We start from the raw sequence: 14007 nt of genomic DNA, 5'->3' as shown, positions 1-14007 counted from the left end.
GCGTTCATCAGCAATACAAAACCAATGTGGGAGCTGGCTTGCCTGCGATGACGGCGGCACATTCAACTTCAATGTGTCCGATAGACCGCTATCGCAGGCAAGCCCGCTCCCACATGTTGACCCGGTTTCTACCGGGAGGTCGGTTTACAGGCCGAGCAGTGCCATGCGCTCGCGCACCGACGCTTCAATACCGGCTTCGTCCAGCCCGCATTCGGCGAGCATCTGCGCCGGCTTGGCATGTTCGACATACACGTCCGGCAAGCCCAGGTGCAGCACCGACTTGAGGATATTTTCCCGCGCCAGGAACTCACTGACCGCTGCACCAGCGCCGCCCATGATGGCGTTTTCTTCGACCGTCACCAGCAGCTCATGGCCCGCGGCGATTTCGCGGACGAGGGCTTCATCCAGCGGTTTGACGAAGCGCATGTCGACCACGGTGGCGTCGATCTTCTCGGCGACTTTGAGGGCTTCGGCCAGTTGCACGCCAAACACCAGGAACGCGGCTTTGCTGCCCTGGCGGCGAACAATGCCTTTACCGATTTCAATCGGCTCAAGGTCTTTTTCGATCATGGCATTCGGGCCATTGCCGCGTGGGTAACGCACGGCGGCCGGCCCGTTGTACAGGTGGCCGGTGCTGAGCATCTTGCGCAGTTCGTTCTCGTTGCTCGGCGTCATCACCAGCATGCCGGGAATGCAGCGCAAGTAGGACAAGTCAAAACTGCCGGCGTGGGTGGGGCCGTCTTCGCCGACTAAACCTGCGCGGTCGATGGCGAACAGCACGTCGAGGTTCTGCACCGCCACGTCATGAACCAGCTGGTCATACCCGCGTTGCAGGAACGTGGAGTAGATCGCCACCACCGGTTTCGCGCCTTCACAGGCCATACCGGCCGCGAAAGTAACGGCGTGCTGCTCGGCAATCGCCACGTCGAAATAGCGCAGCGGGAAACGCTCGCTGAACGCCACCAGGTCGGAGCCTTCCTTCATCGCCGGGGTAATGCCCACCAGGCGCGGGTCGGCAGCGGCCATGTCGCACAGCCATTCGCCAAATACGCCGGAATACTTCGGCCCGCTGGCCTTTTTCGGCGCGGCGGCGGGAGCGTCCAGAGGTTCGAGCTTGGTGATGGCGTGGTAACCAATTGGGTCGACTTCCGCCGGGGCGAAGCCTTTGCCTTTTTTGGTGACGATGTGCAGGAACTGCGGGCCCTTGAGGTCACGCATGTTGCGCAGTGTGGCGATCAGGGTCGGCAGGTCATGACCGTCGATCGGGCCAATGTAGTTCCAGCCCAACTCTTCGAACAGGGTGCCAGGCACCAGCATGCCCTTGGCATATTCTTCGGTACGCCGGGCAATTTCCCACGCGCCGGGCAGGCGCGAGAGCACCTTCTTGCTGCCTTCGCGCATGCTGGCGTAGGTGCGGCTGGAGAGGATTTTTGCCAGGTAGTTGGACAGGCCACCGACGTTGCGCGAGATCGACATGTCGTTGTCGTTAAGGATCACCAGCATGTTGGCGTTCACTTCCGGCGCATGGTTCAGCGCTTCGAAGGCCATGCCGGCGGTCAGCGCGCCATCACCAATCACGGCAATCGCCTTGCGGTCGCTGCCTTGCAGGCGGGCGGCAATCGCCATGCCCAGCGCTGCACTGATGGAGGTGCTGGAGTGGCCGACGCCAAAGGTGTCGTACTCGCTTTCGGCGCGGCGCGGGAAGGCGGCCAGGCCGTCCTTCTGGCGCAGGGTGCCCATGCGCTCGCGACGGCCAGTGAGGATTTTATGCGGATACGCCTGATGGCCCACGTCCCACACCAGCCTGTCGTCCGGGGTGTCGAACACGTAATGCAAGGCGATGGTCAGCTCGATAACGCCCAGCCCTGCACCGAAATGCCCACCGGTCTGACCGACCGTGTAGAGCAATTCCAGGCGCAACTCATCGGCCAGGGTTTCCAGCTCGGCTTCACCCAGTCGACGCAGGCCGTCCGGCGTGGCAGCACGGTCGAGCAGGGGCGTGGACGGGCGCTTGCGGGGAATCTCTTGGAACGTCGTGGGCATCAGGCGAATCGTTATAGGTATAGAAGAGGCGGCAGTTTACCTCAAGCCGTGCAAACTGCCCACGCAGAGCGCCGAACTTGGCTGATATGCGGCGCTAATAGCCCGCGTTATCAGTGGCGGCGTTCGACGATATACCGCGCCAGGTCGCGCAGCGGCTCGGCCGCCGCGTCGAAAGGTCGCAGGGCTTCGAGGGCCTGGTCACGCAGTTCCAGGGCATATGCCTTGGCTGCTTCGAGGCCGAGCAGGGCCGGATACGTCGGTTTATCGCGTGCGGCATCCGCACCCTGGCGCTTGCCGAGGGTCGCGGTGTCACTTTCAACGTCGAGAATGTCGTCCTGCACCTGGAATGCCAGGCCGATGGCCCGCGAATAGGTCTGCAGGGCGGCCAGTTGCGCAGCGTCTGCACGGCCACTGGCCAAGGCGCCGAGGTGCACGGCAGCTTCGATCAGCGCGCCGGTCTTGTGGCGGTGCATGTGTTCAAGGGCTTTCTGGTCCAGCTTGAGGCTGACCGAACCCATGTCGATCGCTTGCCCGCCGACCATGCCGGCCGGGCCTGCGGCCACCGCAAGTGCCGTGACCATGCGCAGGCTGATCTCGGCATTCACGCTGTTGAGGCGCGGGTCCAGCAATGCGCTGAACGCCAGGCTCTGCAAGCCGTCACCGGCCAGGATCGCATAGGCTTCGTCAAAGGCTTTGTGAGTGGTCGGCTGGCCGCGACGCAAATCATCGTCGTCCATTGCCGGCAAATCGTCATGCACCAGGGAGTAGGCGTGAATCAGCTCGACTGCACACGCCGCGCCATTGGCCTGCTCGGCAGGCGCGCCGAGGGCTTCACACGCGGCGTACGCCAGCAACGGGCGCACACGCTTGCCGCCATTCATCACGCTGTAGCGCATGGCAGCATAGAGGCGGTTCATTTCCGGGCTAGGCGCAACAAACAAGGGCTCGAGCGCCGCATTCACCCGGGCTTGGCTACTGGCCTGATACGCGTCGATCATTCCGGCTGTTCCGCATCGAAAGGTTCTTCGGCCAACTCCCCGTCACGTTCCAGCAGCACCTGGACCTTCTGCTCCGCCTGCGCCAAGGCGCTCTGGCAGTCGCGGGTCAGGCCGATACCTTGCTCAAACGCCGTCAGCGAGTCCTCCAGCGACAACTCGCCGTTCTCCAGACGCTCGACCAGGGTTTGCAGGTCGGCGAGGGATTGTTCGAAATCGAGTGCAACTTTTTTGCGGGCCATGGCGGCTATTCCGGTAGACGGTAAACCGGCGCGACACTAGCAGACATGGGGATTCTGGGCAAATGAGCAGGGCGCTTCAGTCGTCTCGGCCATTGATTTGATAACGCGTACTACGGCCTCCGCCGGGCAAGCGGACCAGGCAATTTTTTTCCAGCAGATCAGCCAGATGGCGGGTTGCAGTAGCCTTGGACACCTTCGCCACGGCCTGGTACTGCGCGGCGCTGATGCCGTGTTCGAAGCCCTTTTCACCGCCGTCGAGCAGGCGGTTGAGTACCTTGATCTGTTCGGTGGACAACGAGAGGTCGCGGTGCTGCTGCCAGAACCGGGTCTTGCCCAGGACGCGTTCTATTCGCGCCATCGCCTGCTGCAGGCTGCGCAACAGGGTTTTCAAAAACCACGCCAGCCAATCAGTGATATCCAGTGTGGCCTTCTGGCTGGATTCCAGCGCGCGGTAATAACCGGCGCGGTCCTCGAGAATGCTGGCTGACATGGCATAAAAACGGATGGCCTGATGGTCGCCCTGGGCCAATGCCAAATCAGTGATTGCGCGGGTCAGGCGACCATTGCCGTCATCGAACGGATGCAGCGTGACAAACCAGAAGTGCGCGACGCCAGCGCGGATTAGCGGGTCCAGCTCTGGCTGGTTGCGGCTGGTTTCGAACCATTCGAGAAAATCACCCAGCCCTTGCTCCAGGCCTCGGCGCGGTGGCGCCTCGAAATGGACCGTTGGCCGATCAAGTCGCCCCGACACCACCTGCATGGGCTCATCTCCGCTCAGTGCGCCGACATTGAGCGCGCGTGGGGCAACGCCAGCTTCCGGGGTGGGGAACACCCAGTGATGCCAATTCAATAAGCGCGTAAGAGTGAACGGCTGCGCGAATTGCTCGGTGGCGTCCATCATCAGTTCGGCGAGGCCTTCACTGCGTCGACTCACTTGGCCGTCCTGCATCGCCTCCAGGCCCAAGCGTCGCGCCAGAGAGGAACGCACGGAGCCGACATTCAGCTGCTCGCCCTCGATTGCCGAGGAGGTCAGAATATTTTGCAGCAACGCATCCAGCTCATTCTGCGCACTGACTGTCTGGCTGACGGAGCCAAGCATGCCCAGCAGCTTGCCTTGGGCTTGCCCGCACTCGCGCAGCAAGACCGCCAGCTGTCCGGGCTGCCAATGAAAGTGGGGCCAATCGGTGTGTTGCCAGATCCAGTACGGATGATCCATGGGGCATGCCTGGGTGCGTGAGCCGAATAAAAACGTTATTCGGCTCATTTTGTGAGCCGATTGCGCATCCTATTCGGCTCATCGTCCACCAGACACCGAGCCAGAAGGCGTCGTCGTCCGGGAAAGTCAGTCACTGTCAGCGGTTAAATAACACTGCCCCTGCGCGTCCTTAAGCTGTGCTTCAAATGCGGTCAACCCCGCCTGCATCTGCTGTAACCCGGCAATCTGCGCGGCCAGTTCGTGCTTCTTGCTGGTGATGGCCTGGTCTGCGCGCTCCCAAGGCAACGCATCAGCCTCGTGCCCGTGCAAAATCTCCTGCAACTCCTTGAGCTTGAAACCCAACTGCTGGGCGCACTTGATCAACGCCAACAGCTCGACACTTTGCGCTGAATAGACCCGATAACGTCCCTCCCGCTGCGGTGCTGGCAACAGGCCAATCGCCTCATAGTGACGAATCGCCTTGATGGTCGTGCCCGACAGTTGCGCGGCTTTGCCGATGTACATGAAAACTCCCTTTTCCCATCAATCCGCCAGCCTGTGTCAGCCACTTTGCCCGTTGCGCTGGCGTAGATCCCAGCACCGGCCCGAACAGCAACGTCTTGATCGGCTGGATGCCGCAAAACGCCAGGGTTGCGCTGCGCAGCTGATGAATGCCCGGCATGCGGTAGAACCAGCGGTAATACCACGGCGGCGTGTCCAGGGTCACCAACAAGTGCGCGGTTCGGCCGAGCAGCAGCTTGTCAGGAAACAACTTGCCTTCGCGGTATTTAAAGGCAAAGCCGGGTAGAAAAATACGGTCGATAAACCCCTTCAACAACGCCGGAGTACCGCCCCACCAAATCGGGAAAACGAAAGCCAGATGGGTGGCCCAGAGGATGTCGGACTGGGCGCTGATCAAATCGGGCTCCAACGCCTGGATCTGCGTGTAGCCGTGGTGAAGAACGGGGTCGAAAGTGAGATCGCCCAGGGATAGGACGCGTACTGGGTGGCCAGCGACTTTTGCGCTGTGGATGTAGGCTTCGGCCAAGGCTGAGCAGAGGCTCGTGGTGGAAGGGTGGCCGAGGATGACCAGGATGCGTTGGTGCATGGGGTGAGGTCCTGAACGTCGAGGTGTTCAGGGTAGGGTGTGCCGTATAGGGGAGAGTCAAGGGCCGGGCTAGTGCTGCGGAGTATTTGTGCAGCAGGCTGCTGCACAAACATCCACCGGCTTGCCTCAATGCCGGTCAGTTAAGCGAACGCAATACTCAAAGCAGCAAAGATCAAATGTGGGAGCGGGCTTGCTCGCGCAGACGTCGGCCCAGCCAACATTGAGGTTGACTGAACCACCGCTTTCGCGAGCAAGCCCACTCCCGCAGGGATCTGCGCTTAACAGAAGAGCAGGGGCTTGCTTGAAAAATGCCTACGCAACATCAGGCCGTGTTCTTGCTCCCCGTGTCCATGTCCGTGCTGCCCCAAGGCCGCCAGTCATCGGTGTGCCGCTCACTGCCATGCGGCCCGCTGGAACTGGTCCCGCCCGCCAGGAATTTTTCCCACAGGTTCTTGCTGTCGGGGTCGCTGTCTTTGTGCAGATAGGGCGCCAACCGCGCCAGCGAGCTGCCTTTTTTGTCTTGGGTTTCCTTGAAGTGTTTCCACTCGTCCGACTGGTACTCGAACATCGATTTGTCGTCCGGCGTGTCCCGGCCCCCATACATATAGGTGGCATAACGCGCGTATTCGAGCTTGTCGCCCCAGTCGTCCTTGGTCACGCCGGCGGCGGCGAGGTCTTTGAAGAACTTGCCTTGGGAATCGGTGAGCTTTTGCATTTTGGCATGCTCGACCGCCTCCGCGATCAGGGTGCCTGCCACCCCGAAGATCACACCGGCCACGGCGAAAATCGGGCCCGCCACACGGGCACCGATGGCGAGGCCGCGTATAACCGTGGCGGCAACATCACCGGCCAGTTTGCCTGCCAGGTGCGCGCCTTTGGGGGCGAACATCGCGATGGTATTGGCGATCGCCATGCCGGTGCCGGACGCACCACCGCCCAGCGTGAAGGCCGCGTCGGTTTTTTCCAGTGCGGTCTTGGCAGTTTTCAGTTTGCGCGCGCCGGAAACGATGTCCATCACGCCGCCGGTCAAATCCAGGCCAGCGCCGCCCATAAAGCGCAGGAACGAGCGCCCGGAGGCGATCGCAATGTCGGATTTTGAAGCTGGCGTGCCTTTGCCGGGAATGTCCTTGACGCCCATGTGTTCGCCAAGGGATTTGGCGGCGTTGTCGTACTCCTTGACCTCATCGGCCGACAGGTTGCCCACGTCGAGCTTCTTGAGGGTTTCGGACGACTCTTTGACGCGGGTGCTGATGGATGCGGCCAGTGCGTCAGATTTTTCAGTGGCTTTCTTGCCCCAGATATCCGGCAGGTTCTCATCGATCAGGCCGAGCCATTCGGTGGCTTTGATTTTGGGCGGGCCTTTACCGTCTTTGTCCACCGCAGGGTCATAGGTTTTAGAGCCACCCAGGGTTTCCACAATGTTCGAACCGAACTTGAGGAAGTCGTTGGTAAAGCTCAAGCCGGCGACCAGGTCTTTCGCGGCGGCGATTTTCTGGTCGTCGGTCATGTTGCCGCCGCCATTGGCGAGCTGCAGGGCGCCGCTGACCAGGTTCATGGTGCCCGCCATGGCACTGAGCCCGCCCGTGGAACTGGCGGTGTGCAGCACCGTCTTCAAGGAACCGGCGGCCGCCTCGCGATTGGCGCCCAGGCCCTTTAATTGGGTGTCGACCACTTTGTCGATGGCTTTCGGGTCGCCGCTGGCGGCAGCGAGACGAATCGCCGCTGCGATCTGTTTGTTTTCCGCCGGGGTCAGCCCTTTGATATGGCCGTCGAGGATGTCGATCTCATCCTTCATTTTTTTGTACATGTCGTAGGCTTTGTCGCCCTTGTCCAGCCCACCCAAGGCGGCGTTGATGCCGCCCTTGATCATGGTGAACGAGGCCTTCAGCCCACTTTCGGCATTTTCCGGCGACACCTTGTCGGGGTTTTCCATGTAGGTGTTGAGCTGGTGCGTCATCATGTTCTGGTCGAAGGTCTGACGGCGCGCGGTGTAGCTGTCCGGTTCGAGAATACGCAGCGACTCGAAATAGCGGTCCACGTCCAACTCGGCCATTTCCGATTTTTTTGGATCGCCCGAGTCATTCATGGCGATTACATATTCTTCGAAGTTCAAGTTGGCATCACGGGTGCCATCTTTGAACAGGGCCGGGAACACTTGTTCGCGCACTTCATTCAAGCGATCTTCCGACAAACTACCGACACTTTTCTTTAGTTCTGCGTCGTAACGATCCTTAATCCCTTCCTTGCCCATCAACGTGGAAATTTCTTTGGCAAGTTTGTCCTCGTCGACCATCTCCTTCACGTCTTTGCCGTTCAACTTGGTCGGGGTCTTATCCGTTTCCCGGTAAGTGCCGCTGCCCAGGTTGATGCTTTCGGCATAGCCGTACAGGTCGTAGCCACTGTCCAGTGCGGCCTGGGCGTCCATCAGTTTGACGATCTTGGCTTCATCCGAGTCTTCGCTCAGCTTGCCGCTCTTGATGTCATCGCGGATGCCCTGCACAAAGTTCTCGGCCGTCTGGCCGCCCACGGTCTTGTCGTTGGGCAACTCCATGTCCATCAACCCTTCGGCGCCGAAGGTCGGGATGTTGTACTTGTCGCGCAGGGCCTGCACGTCCTGCGGCTCATCGGGCGGCGCGGCCTTGTCGGTATGCGTCGCGTCTTTGACGTGCATCAGGTCGCCCTTGAGGCTTGAGTAGCCGTACTTGCCGAAATCCTGCAAGCGGCCGGCCTCGGTGCCGTGGCGGGCCTCTTTGTCTTTGGTGAAGCCATCAATGCTGTCGTTGTCTTTATTCCTGGCGTCGATGCCGGTCAGCAACTTGCCGTTTTCATCGAGGCTGACAACATGCTCCAGCACCTGGGTGGCGCGGTACGCGGCGTCGGCATCGTTCTCGAAATCTCCCACCTGTTTCTTGAGGTTTTCCTTCACATCGCTCTGGTTACCCAGGTTTTTCAACAGCGGCGTGGCGTCGATAATCTCCTTGGCCGAGCGCGTGTCACCCTCAGGGCGCTTCTGCTGGTCGCCCAAGTCCGACTTCACCACCTCGCCGCGCAGGCTCGAATAGCCATACTTGCCGAAATCCTGCAGGCGGCCTGCCTCGGTGCCGTGCCGAGCCTCGCCGTCCTTGGTGAACCCGTCGATGCTGGTGTTGCCGACATTCTTGCCATCGGTCAGCTTGCCGTCTTCATCAATGTATTCAACATGCTCCAGCACCTTGGAGGCGCGATAGGCCGCGTCCGCATCTTTCTCAAAATCGCCGACCTGCTTTTTAAGGTTGTCCTTGACCCCACTTTGGTTGCCGAGCTGGACGAGCAGCGGCGTGTCATCAATGATTTGCTGGGCCGAGCGGGTATCACCTTCGGGGCGTTTCTGGCCTTTGCCCAACTCATCCTTCGGTGCAGAAGCTTTTTTGACGGATTTTTCCCAGGCAGCGACGGAGCTTTCAGGGGTGACCGCGGCGTCCTTTGGGGTCGTTTCTACCTTCGCTACCATGGTTCTTCTCCTGATGTAATTATTGCGCCGGCGTCTTTTAAGACGCGCAGGGGCGCCCAACTTCCTGGATAACTACCCGAGGCTGTTTATTGAATAACAAGAGGGCGGACTTAGTGGGTCGGCCGCTGTGCGTAAGTGCTGCAAATGACAACGTCACGCAACTTAGCATGACGAATTGGCCCACTTGCCCGGCCTTCACAACAATTCACAACGCCAAGGCTAATTTTGAACATTCAGAGAGTAGGGGCCGGCACCTGCAAAAAAGCTCGTCGTTAAAGGCAGGCTTATCCTAGAGCGCGGCAAGCGGAGTGTTGATGCGCTGTCAGTGCCGAATAACCGTTCATCAGATTGCGATGCAGTCGTGCCACCCTTGGGCAAGGAGTGCGTTTGGATCGAGCGGAAACGCCGGGAAAAAATCTCACGCGTGAGCTATTGAGCAAGCCGAGATTTACCTGTAGATTTTCTCACGCGTGAGTTTTTCACAACGAGGTCAGTACCATGAAAAGCAGCTCTCCATCGAGCCCGCCAGCAGGGCCCGATACCGATTCAGCAAGCCGCAAGGGAGAGCGCTTGAAGTCGCCCGCGAAAAAGCCGTCGAGCTTTTACATGAAGCAGATGCGCGCGGGCCTGGCAGCCGCCGGTTATGTGAAACACGAGACTTGGGTGCTTCCCGAAAACCGAAGCCTGCTCAAGCAGATGGAGAAACAGCTTCGCCAGCCGATTCTGGCTGGCTCATTCATGTCGGAGAATTTCATGAGCGCAGGTACTAACTGGAATATCGATCGCCTCTTCACGGCTTTTCAGGCCTTGGACGAAGTGGTGTCCAACGACATTACGCTTTCTCTGGTTCAAGGCTCCGAGTCCAGCATCAAGCTGGAAATGAACGACTTCGGGGGCTTGCCGATTTACATCGCGGTAGTGGGCGAGCAGATCATCGTGGACACCGTGCTGGTCGACGTCGAGTCCATCAACGACGTAACCGCATTCAATGACGCGGTGCTGCGCAGCCGGGAAATGTTCCCGTTGTCTTCGATCGGTATCGAGTCCATGCCTAACGGGCAAGTTGTTTACAACATGTTCGGCGCACTGAGTTCCGACTCCAGCCTGACCAACATCGTGACCGAGGTGAAAACCCTGGTTGATAACGTGCAGCGCGCCAGCGAAGCCTTCGAACGTTTCTTCAATTAATTATTCGGGAGTATCCAATGACTCAGTCCATCTGGAGCAAATTGTTCACCGCGCTGCGTGGCGGTGCCAGCGAAGTCGGCGAATCGATCGTTGACCAACAAGCCCTGCGCATCCTCGACCAGGAAATTCGCGACGCCGACACGGCGCTGGCCAACGCCAAGCGTGAGCTGGTCAGCATCATGGCCAAGCACAAGCTGGCGGCTGATCGCGTGGGCGAGTACGACGCCAAGATCAAGGACCTGGAGTCCAAGGCGATGGCAGCTATCCAGGCCAATCGCGAAGACCTGGCCATGGAAGTCGCCGAAGCCATTTCGAGCCTGACCAACGAACGTGACGTCGAGCAAAAGCAGACCACCGAGTTCGGCGGGTATGCAGAGAGCATGCGCAAAGACATCACCAAAGCCGAAAGCCGGATCAAAAGCCTGCGCCAGCAAGTGGACATGGCCAAGGCGCGCGAAAGCGTACAAAAGGCCCAGGTCAGTGCGTCCATCGCCAGTGGCGGCGCCAACGGCAAGCTGGAAACCGCCGTCGGTACGCTGAACCGCTTGCAAGCCAAGCAGCAGCAACGCGCCGCTGAACTGCAAGCCCAGGATGAGCTGGCTGAGGCATCCACGGGCACCGACCTGGAGCGCAAGCTGCGCGAAGCCGGCATCACGCCGGACACAGGCAGCGCCAATGCGATTCTGGAACGCCTGAAGCAAAAGTCGGCTCAGTAAATAACGCCGCAGCAGGAAGGGCAGGTCAGTTAAGTGGACGAAATGCTCAAAGCAGTGAAGATCAAATGTGGGAGCGGCGGTGCGACGATTCGACTTGCTCGCGAATGCGTCGGCCCGGCAAGCATTGATGTTGACTGACCCACCGCTTTCGCGAGCCGGTCGAGTCGTCGCACCGCTGCTCCCACAAGGGGCTTGCACTTAACTGACCGGCATTAAGGTCTGCCCTTCCTTTTTTTACGTCGAGGTCAGGATGGATACCCTGAAGGGTTTCAAGACAATCGCAGGCCTGGCCGTCTTTATGGTCGCGCTGCAACTGCTCAATGTAGCCACCGGTTACAGCCTCATGGCATTCGGCCTGGTCCCGAGAACGGTGCAGGGGCTGTTCGGCATCCTCGCCTCACCTTTTTTACACGCGTCCTTCGCGCACCTGAGCGCCAACCTGATTGCCTTTTTGGTACTGGGCACCCTGGTCATTGTCGAAGGGCTCAACCGGTTCATCGCCGTCAGCGCGATCATTATTCTGCTGGGCGGCTCGCTGGTCTGGCTGTTCGGTTTTACCGGCGTACACGTCGGTGCCAGCGGCTGGGTATTCGGGCTATGGGCCTACCTGCTGTCTCGCGCCTGGTTCCACCGGAGCTGGAGCAACCTGATCACCGCCGCTGTCGTGGCGCTGCTGTATGGCGGGCTGATCCTTGGCTTTATGCCGCGCCAGGGGATTTCCTTCGAAGGCCATCTGTTTGGTGCACTCGCCGGGTTTATTGCGGCCAAGGTACTTCTCTCTGCGCCGCGCAGCAGGTTTAATGCCGGGTGAACGCACTTGAGCATCCAGACGCCGGGGCGCTGACGTCATCAGGAATCAAGTACCCAGGGAATCAGGGACGACATGTCGATTTTTCTTTTGTTGCGCCTTTACGCCGCCTCCCTCTTTCACCGCTTCGGCTGGGCAGGGCTGGTCATTGCCTTGGGCGTACACCTGAGCACGGCGTATCTGGGCCTGGTGTTTCTGGGCGAACACCACCTCACCGCGCCCGCCACGTTTATTTACTTCTATCTCACCACCACGCTCACTGTCGGCTATGGCGACCTCGCACCGCAGACCTCGGCGGGGCGAGTTTTTGTCGCCACCTGGGTCATGCTTGGGGGCATTGCGCTGCTGACCGCAGCCATCGGAAAAACCACCAGCAGTGTTATTGATGCATGGAGAAAAGGCATGAAGGGCAAAGGCGATTTCACTGGCAAGGTTGGCCACACCGTGCTCATCGGCTGGGAAGGCGCGACCAGCGAACGGGTCATTGAGTTGTTGCTTCAAGACGAAACCTCGAACGACAACCTGATCGTCATTTGCGATTGCACGCTGGACGAAAACCCGATGCCGGGCAAAGCGGCGTTCGTCAGAGGCGAAAGTCTGTCCTCTACCGCGTTACTGCGGCGCGCAGGTGTTCCCGGTGCCGAGCGGGTGCTGGTGCGAACCCCCTCTGATGACCTGACGCTGGCCACCGTGCTGGCGGTGAATCAATTGAGCCCTGTGGGGCATGTGGTCGCCCACTTCAATGAAAGTGAAATTGCCGCACTCGCCAGCTCCTACGCCCCCAGCCTGGAATGCACCTCAAGCATGGCCATCGAAATGTTGGTGCGCGCCTCTCAGGATCCGGGCTCGTCAGTGGTCATTAATGAGCTGCTGTGCGTGGGGCAAGGCGCCACCCAATACCTGATGAAATTGCCCGAGGCCTTTGAGGCAACGTTCGGCGACCTGTACACCCGGATGAAAGAACAGCACAACGCCACCCTCATCGGCTATCGCGCCAAAGGTGCTCAACAACCGTCAATCAACCCGCCTGGCGCCACGCGCGTTGAAGGCGGCGAACTCTTCTACATCGCCTCCACCCGCCTCAAGGAAATCTCCAATGGGATGGTTTAAACAGTTGATGGGGCTTGAGGCCCCGCAAGCGAATACAGAATCGAAATGGACCGCAGGCCAAACCCTGCCGGTTACGGGCCCGTTGGGCCTGGCGCCGGGCAAAGGCGTGATGTTCGACACCAGCCTGAAACTGCTGCTCGATGAGAAAACCACGGTGGTGATCCCCGGCTCCCAGGAGATCTGGGCCAACGGCACCGTTGACCTCGGGCAATCGACCTGGCTGTCGCGCTACTACATGAACGACGAAGATTACTGGCTGCAGGTGCACACCACCGGCGAGATCGCCGGGCAGGTCGAGTCGGTGATCCTGTTCAACTACCTGAGCGTCGTCACCCTCAGCAGTGAAGCGGAACTGCGCCGGCTGGCCGGGCCACAAAGCCTGATCGGGCTGCCGACCTACACCCACGACGGCGTCGAGTACGCCCGTGTGTGGGGCAGCGAGGCCGGCCAGACAGAACTGGTGGCGATGACCGAACAGGTGAGCAACCCCGAGACCGCCTACACCGTCGAGCACCGTTCGATGCTGTACGCCCGCGACACAGGCCTGACCGATCGTCGAGAGTTTTTGCTGTTTTCCGTCGAAGAAGACGCGGAAGGCACCATCAGCCTGAGCACCTCGCTGGGCATTTCGCTGTACACAACCGACCTGAATGCGCTCTAAAAAAGGAAGAAATCCATGCTAGAAGCTCTCTCCATCTCCCTGAACAAAGCGGCCGTGTTCGGGTTTGTCACGTACATCCTGGGGGCTGCCGTCATCTTCGCGCTGTTCCAGTTCATCTACACCCGCGTCACACCGCACAAGGAGTTCGAACTGATCCGTGCGGGCAACGTGTCGGCGGCGGTCGCCCTGGGCGGTGCCATCATCGGTTTCGCCATTCCGGCCAGCAACGTGATTGCCTACTCGATCAGCATCCTCGACTTCGTCGTCTGGGCGGTGATCGCTGCCGGCGTCCAACTGTTGGCCTTTCTGCTGACCAGCCTGGTGCTCAAAGGCACGTCCGAGCGCATCAAGAATGGCGAACTCGCGGCCGGTATCTACGTGGCCGCCGTGGCCATCAGCGTCGGCATGTTGAATGCCGCGTGCATGACGCCTACCCAGAACTGATCGCGCA

The 14007-nt window shown here is 59.9% G+C and carries 13 protein-coding genes; 6 read left to right on the top strand and 7 right to left on the bottom strand.

All coding sequences use genetic code 11. The features are described 5' to 3' along the window. Positions 1-144: 144 nt before the first annotated feature. The 7 genes from dxs to A7J50_RS25885 all read right to left on the bottom strand — a co-directional run bounded on the left by dxs (position 145) and on the right by A7J50_RS25885 (position 9073). Positions 145-2043, bottom strand: coding sequence for a 1-deoxy-D-xylulose-5-phosphate synthase (dxs, locus tag A7J50_RS25915; RefSeq protein WP_064454322.1), 1899 nt, complete (start codon positions 2041-2043; stop codon positions 145-147). 110 nt (positions 2044-2153) lie between these two features. Further along, a complete protein-coding gene (locus A7J50_RS25910; protein ID WP_064454321.1) occupies positions 2154-3041 on the bottom strand; it encodes a farnesyl diphosphate synthase in 888 nt (295 codons plus the stop codon). Beyond that, a complete protein-coding gene (locus tag A7J50_RS25905) occupies positions 3038-3280 on the bottom strand; it encodes an exodeoxyribonuclease VII small subunit (protein WP_003176346.1) in 243 nt (80 codons plus the stop codon). Before A7J50_RS25905 ends, A7J50_RS25910 begins: the two co-directional genes overlap by 4 nt. A 76-nt stretch (positions 3281-3356) precedes the next feature. Then, positions 3357-4496: a Fic family protein gene (locus A7J50_RS25900; RefSeq protein ID WP_064454320.1), complete on the bottom strand. Its 1140-nt coding sequence runs from the start codon at positions 4494-4496 to the stop codon at positions 3357-3359. Positions 4497-4622: 126 nt separating this feature from the next. Further along, positions 4623-5000 carry a MerR family transcriptional regulator gene (locus A7J50_RS25895; protein WP_064454319.1) on the bottom strand — a complete coding sequence of 126 codons (378 nt, stop codon included), beginning with the start codon at positions 4998-5000 and terminating at the stop codon, positions 4623-4625. After that, positions 4939-5583, bottom strand: a complete 645-nt coding sequence (locus tag A7J50_RS25890; protein ID WP_064454318.1) for an NAD(P)H-dependent oxidoreductase — start codon at positions 5581-5583, stop codon at positions 4939-4941. Before A7J50_RS25890 ends, A7J50_RS25895 begins: the two co-directional genes overlap by 62 nt. Before the next feature lie 322 nt (positions 5584-5905). Beyond that, positions 5906-9073: a hypothetical protein gene (locus tag A7J50_RS25885; RefSeq protein ID WP_064454317.1), complete on the bottom strand. Its 3168-nt coding sequence runs from the start codon at positions 9071-9073 to the stop codon at positions 5906-5908. Between the two features lie 606 nt (positions 9074-9679). Between A7J50_RS25885 and A7J50_RS25880 the strand changes: the two genes are divergently transcribed. From A7J50_RS25880 to A7J50_RS25855, 6 genes are all read left to right on the top strand, one after another. Next, entirely contained in the window at positions 9680-10261 is a 582-nt protein-coding gene (locus A7J50_RS25880) for a YjfI family protein (protein WP_094470401.1), read from the top strand. A gap of 17 nt (positions 10262-10278) precedes the next feature. After that, positions 10279-10977, top strand: coding sequence for a PspA/IM30 family protein (locus A7J50_RS25875; RefSeq protein WP_064454315.1), 699 nt, complete (start codon positions 10279-10281; stop codon positions 10975-10977). A gap of 250 nt (positions 10978-11227) precedes the next feature. Beyond that, the gene (locus A7J50_RS25870; RefSeq protein WP_064454314.1) at positions 11228-11788 is read left to right on the top strand and encodes a rhomboid family intramembrane serine protease; all 561 of its coding nucleotides are present in this window, start codon (positions 11228-11230) and stop codon (positions 11786-11788) included. A 72-nt stretch (positions 11789-11860) separates the two neighbouring features. Then, positions 11861-12895, top strand: coding sequence for an ion channel (locus A7J50_RS25865; RefSeq protein ID WP_064454313.1), 1035 nt, complete (start codon positions 11861-11863; stop codon positions 12893-12895). After that, the gene (locus A7J50_RS25860; protein ID WP_064454312.1) at positions 12882-13556 is read left to right on the top strand and encodes a DUF2491 family protein; all 675 of its coding nucleotides are present in this window, start codon (positions 12882-12884) and stop codon (positions 13554-13556) included. The genes A7J50_RS25865 and A7J50_RS25860 overlap by 14 nt, the downstream gene beginning before the upstream one ends. Before the next feature lie 15 nt (positions 13557-13571). Further along, positions 13572-14000, top strand: a complete 429-nt coding sequence (locus tag A7J50_RS25855) for a DUF350 domain-containing protein (RefSeq protein WP_064454311.1) — start codon at positions 13572-13574, stop codon at positions 13998-14000. Positions 14001-14007: the final 7 nt, after the last annotated feature.

The sequence above is a fragment of the Pseudomonas antarctica genome (assembly GCF_001647715.1).
GTDB classification, from domain to species: Bacteria; Pseudomonadota; Gammaproteobacteria; order Pseudomonadales; family Pseudomonadaceae; genus Aquipseudomonas; species Aquipseudomonas antarctica_A.
Note: the sequence above shows the minus strand (reverse complement) of the source record. Positions and strands in the feature narration are given on the sequence as shown.

Bases quoted from the DNA above. Each gene is read 5' to 3' on its own strand.
- A7J50_RS25860 (WP_064454312.1), top strand. From the start codon at position 12,882: ATGGGATGGTTTAAACAGTTGATGGGGCTTGAGGCCCCGCAAGCGAAT.
- A7J50_RS25875 (WP_064454315.1), top strand. From the start codon at position 10,279: ATGACTCAGTCCATCTGGAGCAAATTGTTCACCGCGCTGCGTGGCGGT.
- A7J50_RS25880 (WP_094470401.1), top strand. From the start codon at position 9,680: ATGAAGCAGATGCGCGCGGGCCTGGCAGCCGCCGGTTATGTGAAACAC.
- A7J50_RS25900 (WP_064454320.1), bottom strand. From the start codon at position 4,496: ATGGATCATCCGTACTGGATCTGGCAACACACCGATTGGCCCCACTTT.
- A7J50_RS25870 (WP_064454314.1), top strand. From the start codon at position 11,228: ATGGATACCCTGAAGGGTTTCAAGACAATCGCAGGCCTGGCCGTCTTT.
- A7J50_RS25865 (WP_064454313.1), top strand. From the start codon at position 11,861: ATGTCGATTTTTCTTTTGTTGCGCCTTTACGCCGCCTCCCTCTTTCAC.
- A7J50_RS25890 (WP_064454318.1), bottom strand. From the start codon at position 5,583: ATGCACCAACGCATCCTGGTCATCCTCGGCCACCCTTCCACCACGAGC.
- A7J50_RS25885 (WP_064454317.1), bottom strand. From the start codon at position 9,073: ATGGTAGCGAAGGTAGAAACGACCCCAAAGGACGCCGCGGTCACCCCT.
- A7J50_RS25855 (WP_064454311.1), top strand. From the start codon at position 13,572: ATGCTAGAAGCTCTCTCCATCTCCCTGAACAAAGCGGCCGTGTTCGGG.
- dxs (WP_064454322.1), bottom strand. From the start codon at position 2,043: ATGCCCACGACGTTCCAAGAGATTCCCCGCAAGCGCCCGTCCACGCCC.
- A7J50_RS25905 (WP_003176346.1), bottom strand. From the start codon at position 3,280: ATGGCCCGCAAAAAAGTTGCACTCGATTTCGAACAATCCCTCGCCGAC.
- A7J50_RS25895 (WP_064454319.1), bottom strand. From the start codon at position 5,000: ATGTACATCGGCAAAGCCGCGCAACTGTCGGGCACGACCATCAAGGCG.
- A7J50_RS25910 (WP_064454321.1), bottom strand. From the start codon at position 3,041: ATGATCGACGCGTATCAGGCCAGTAGCCAAGCCCGGGTGAATGCGGCG.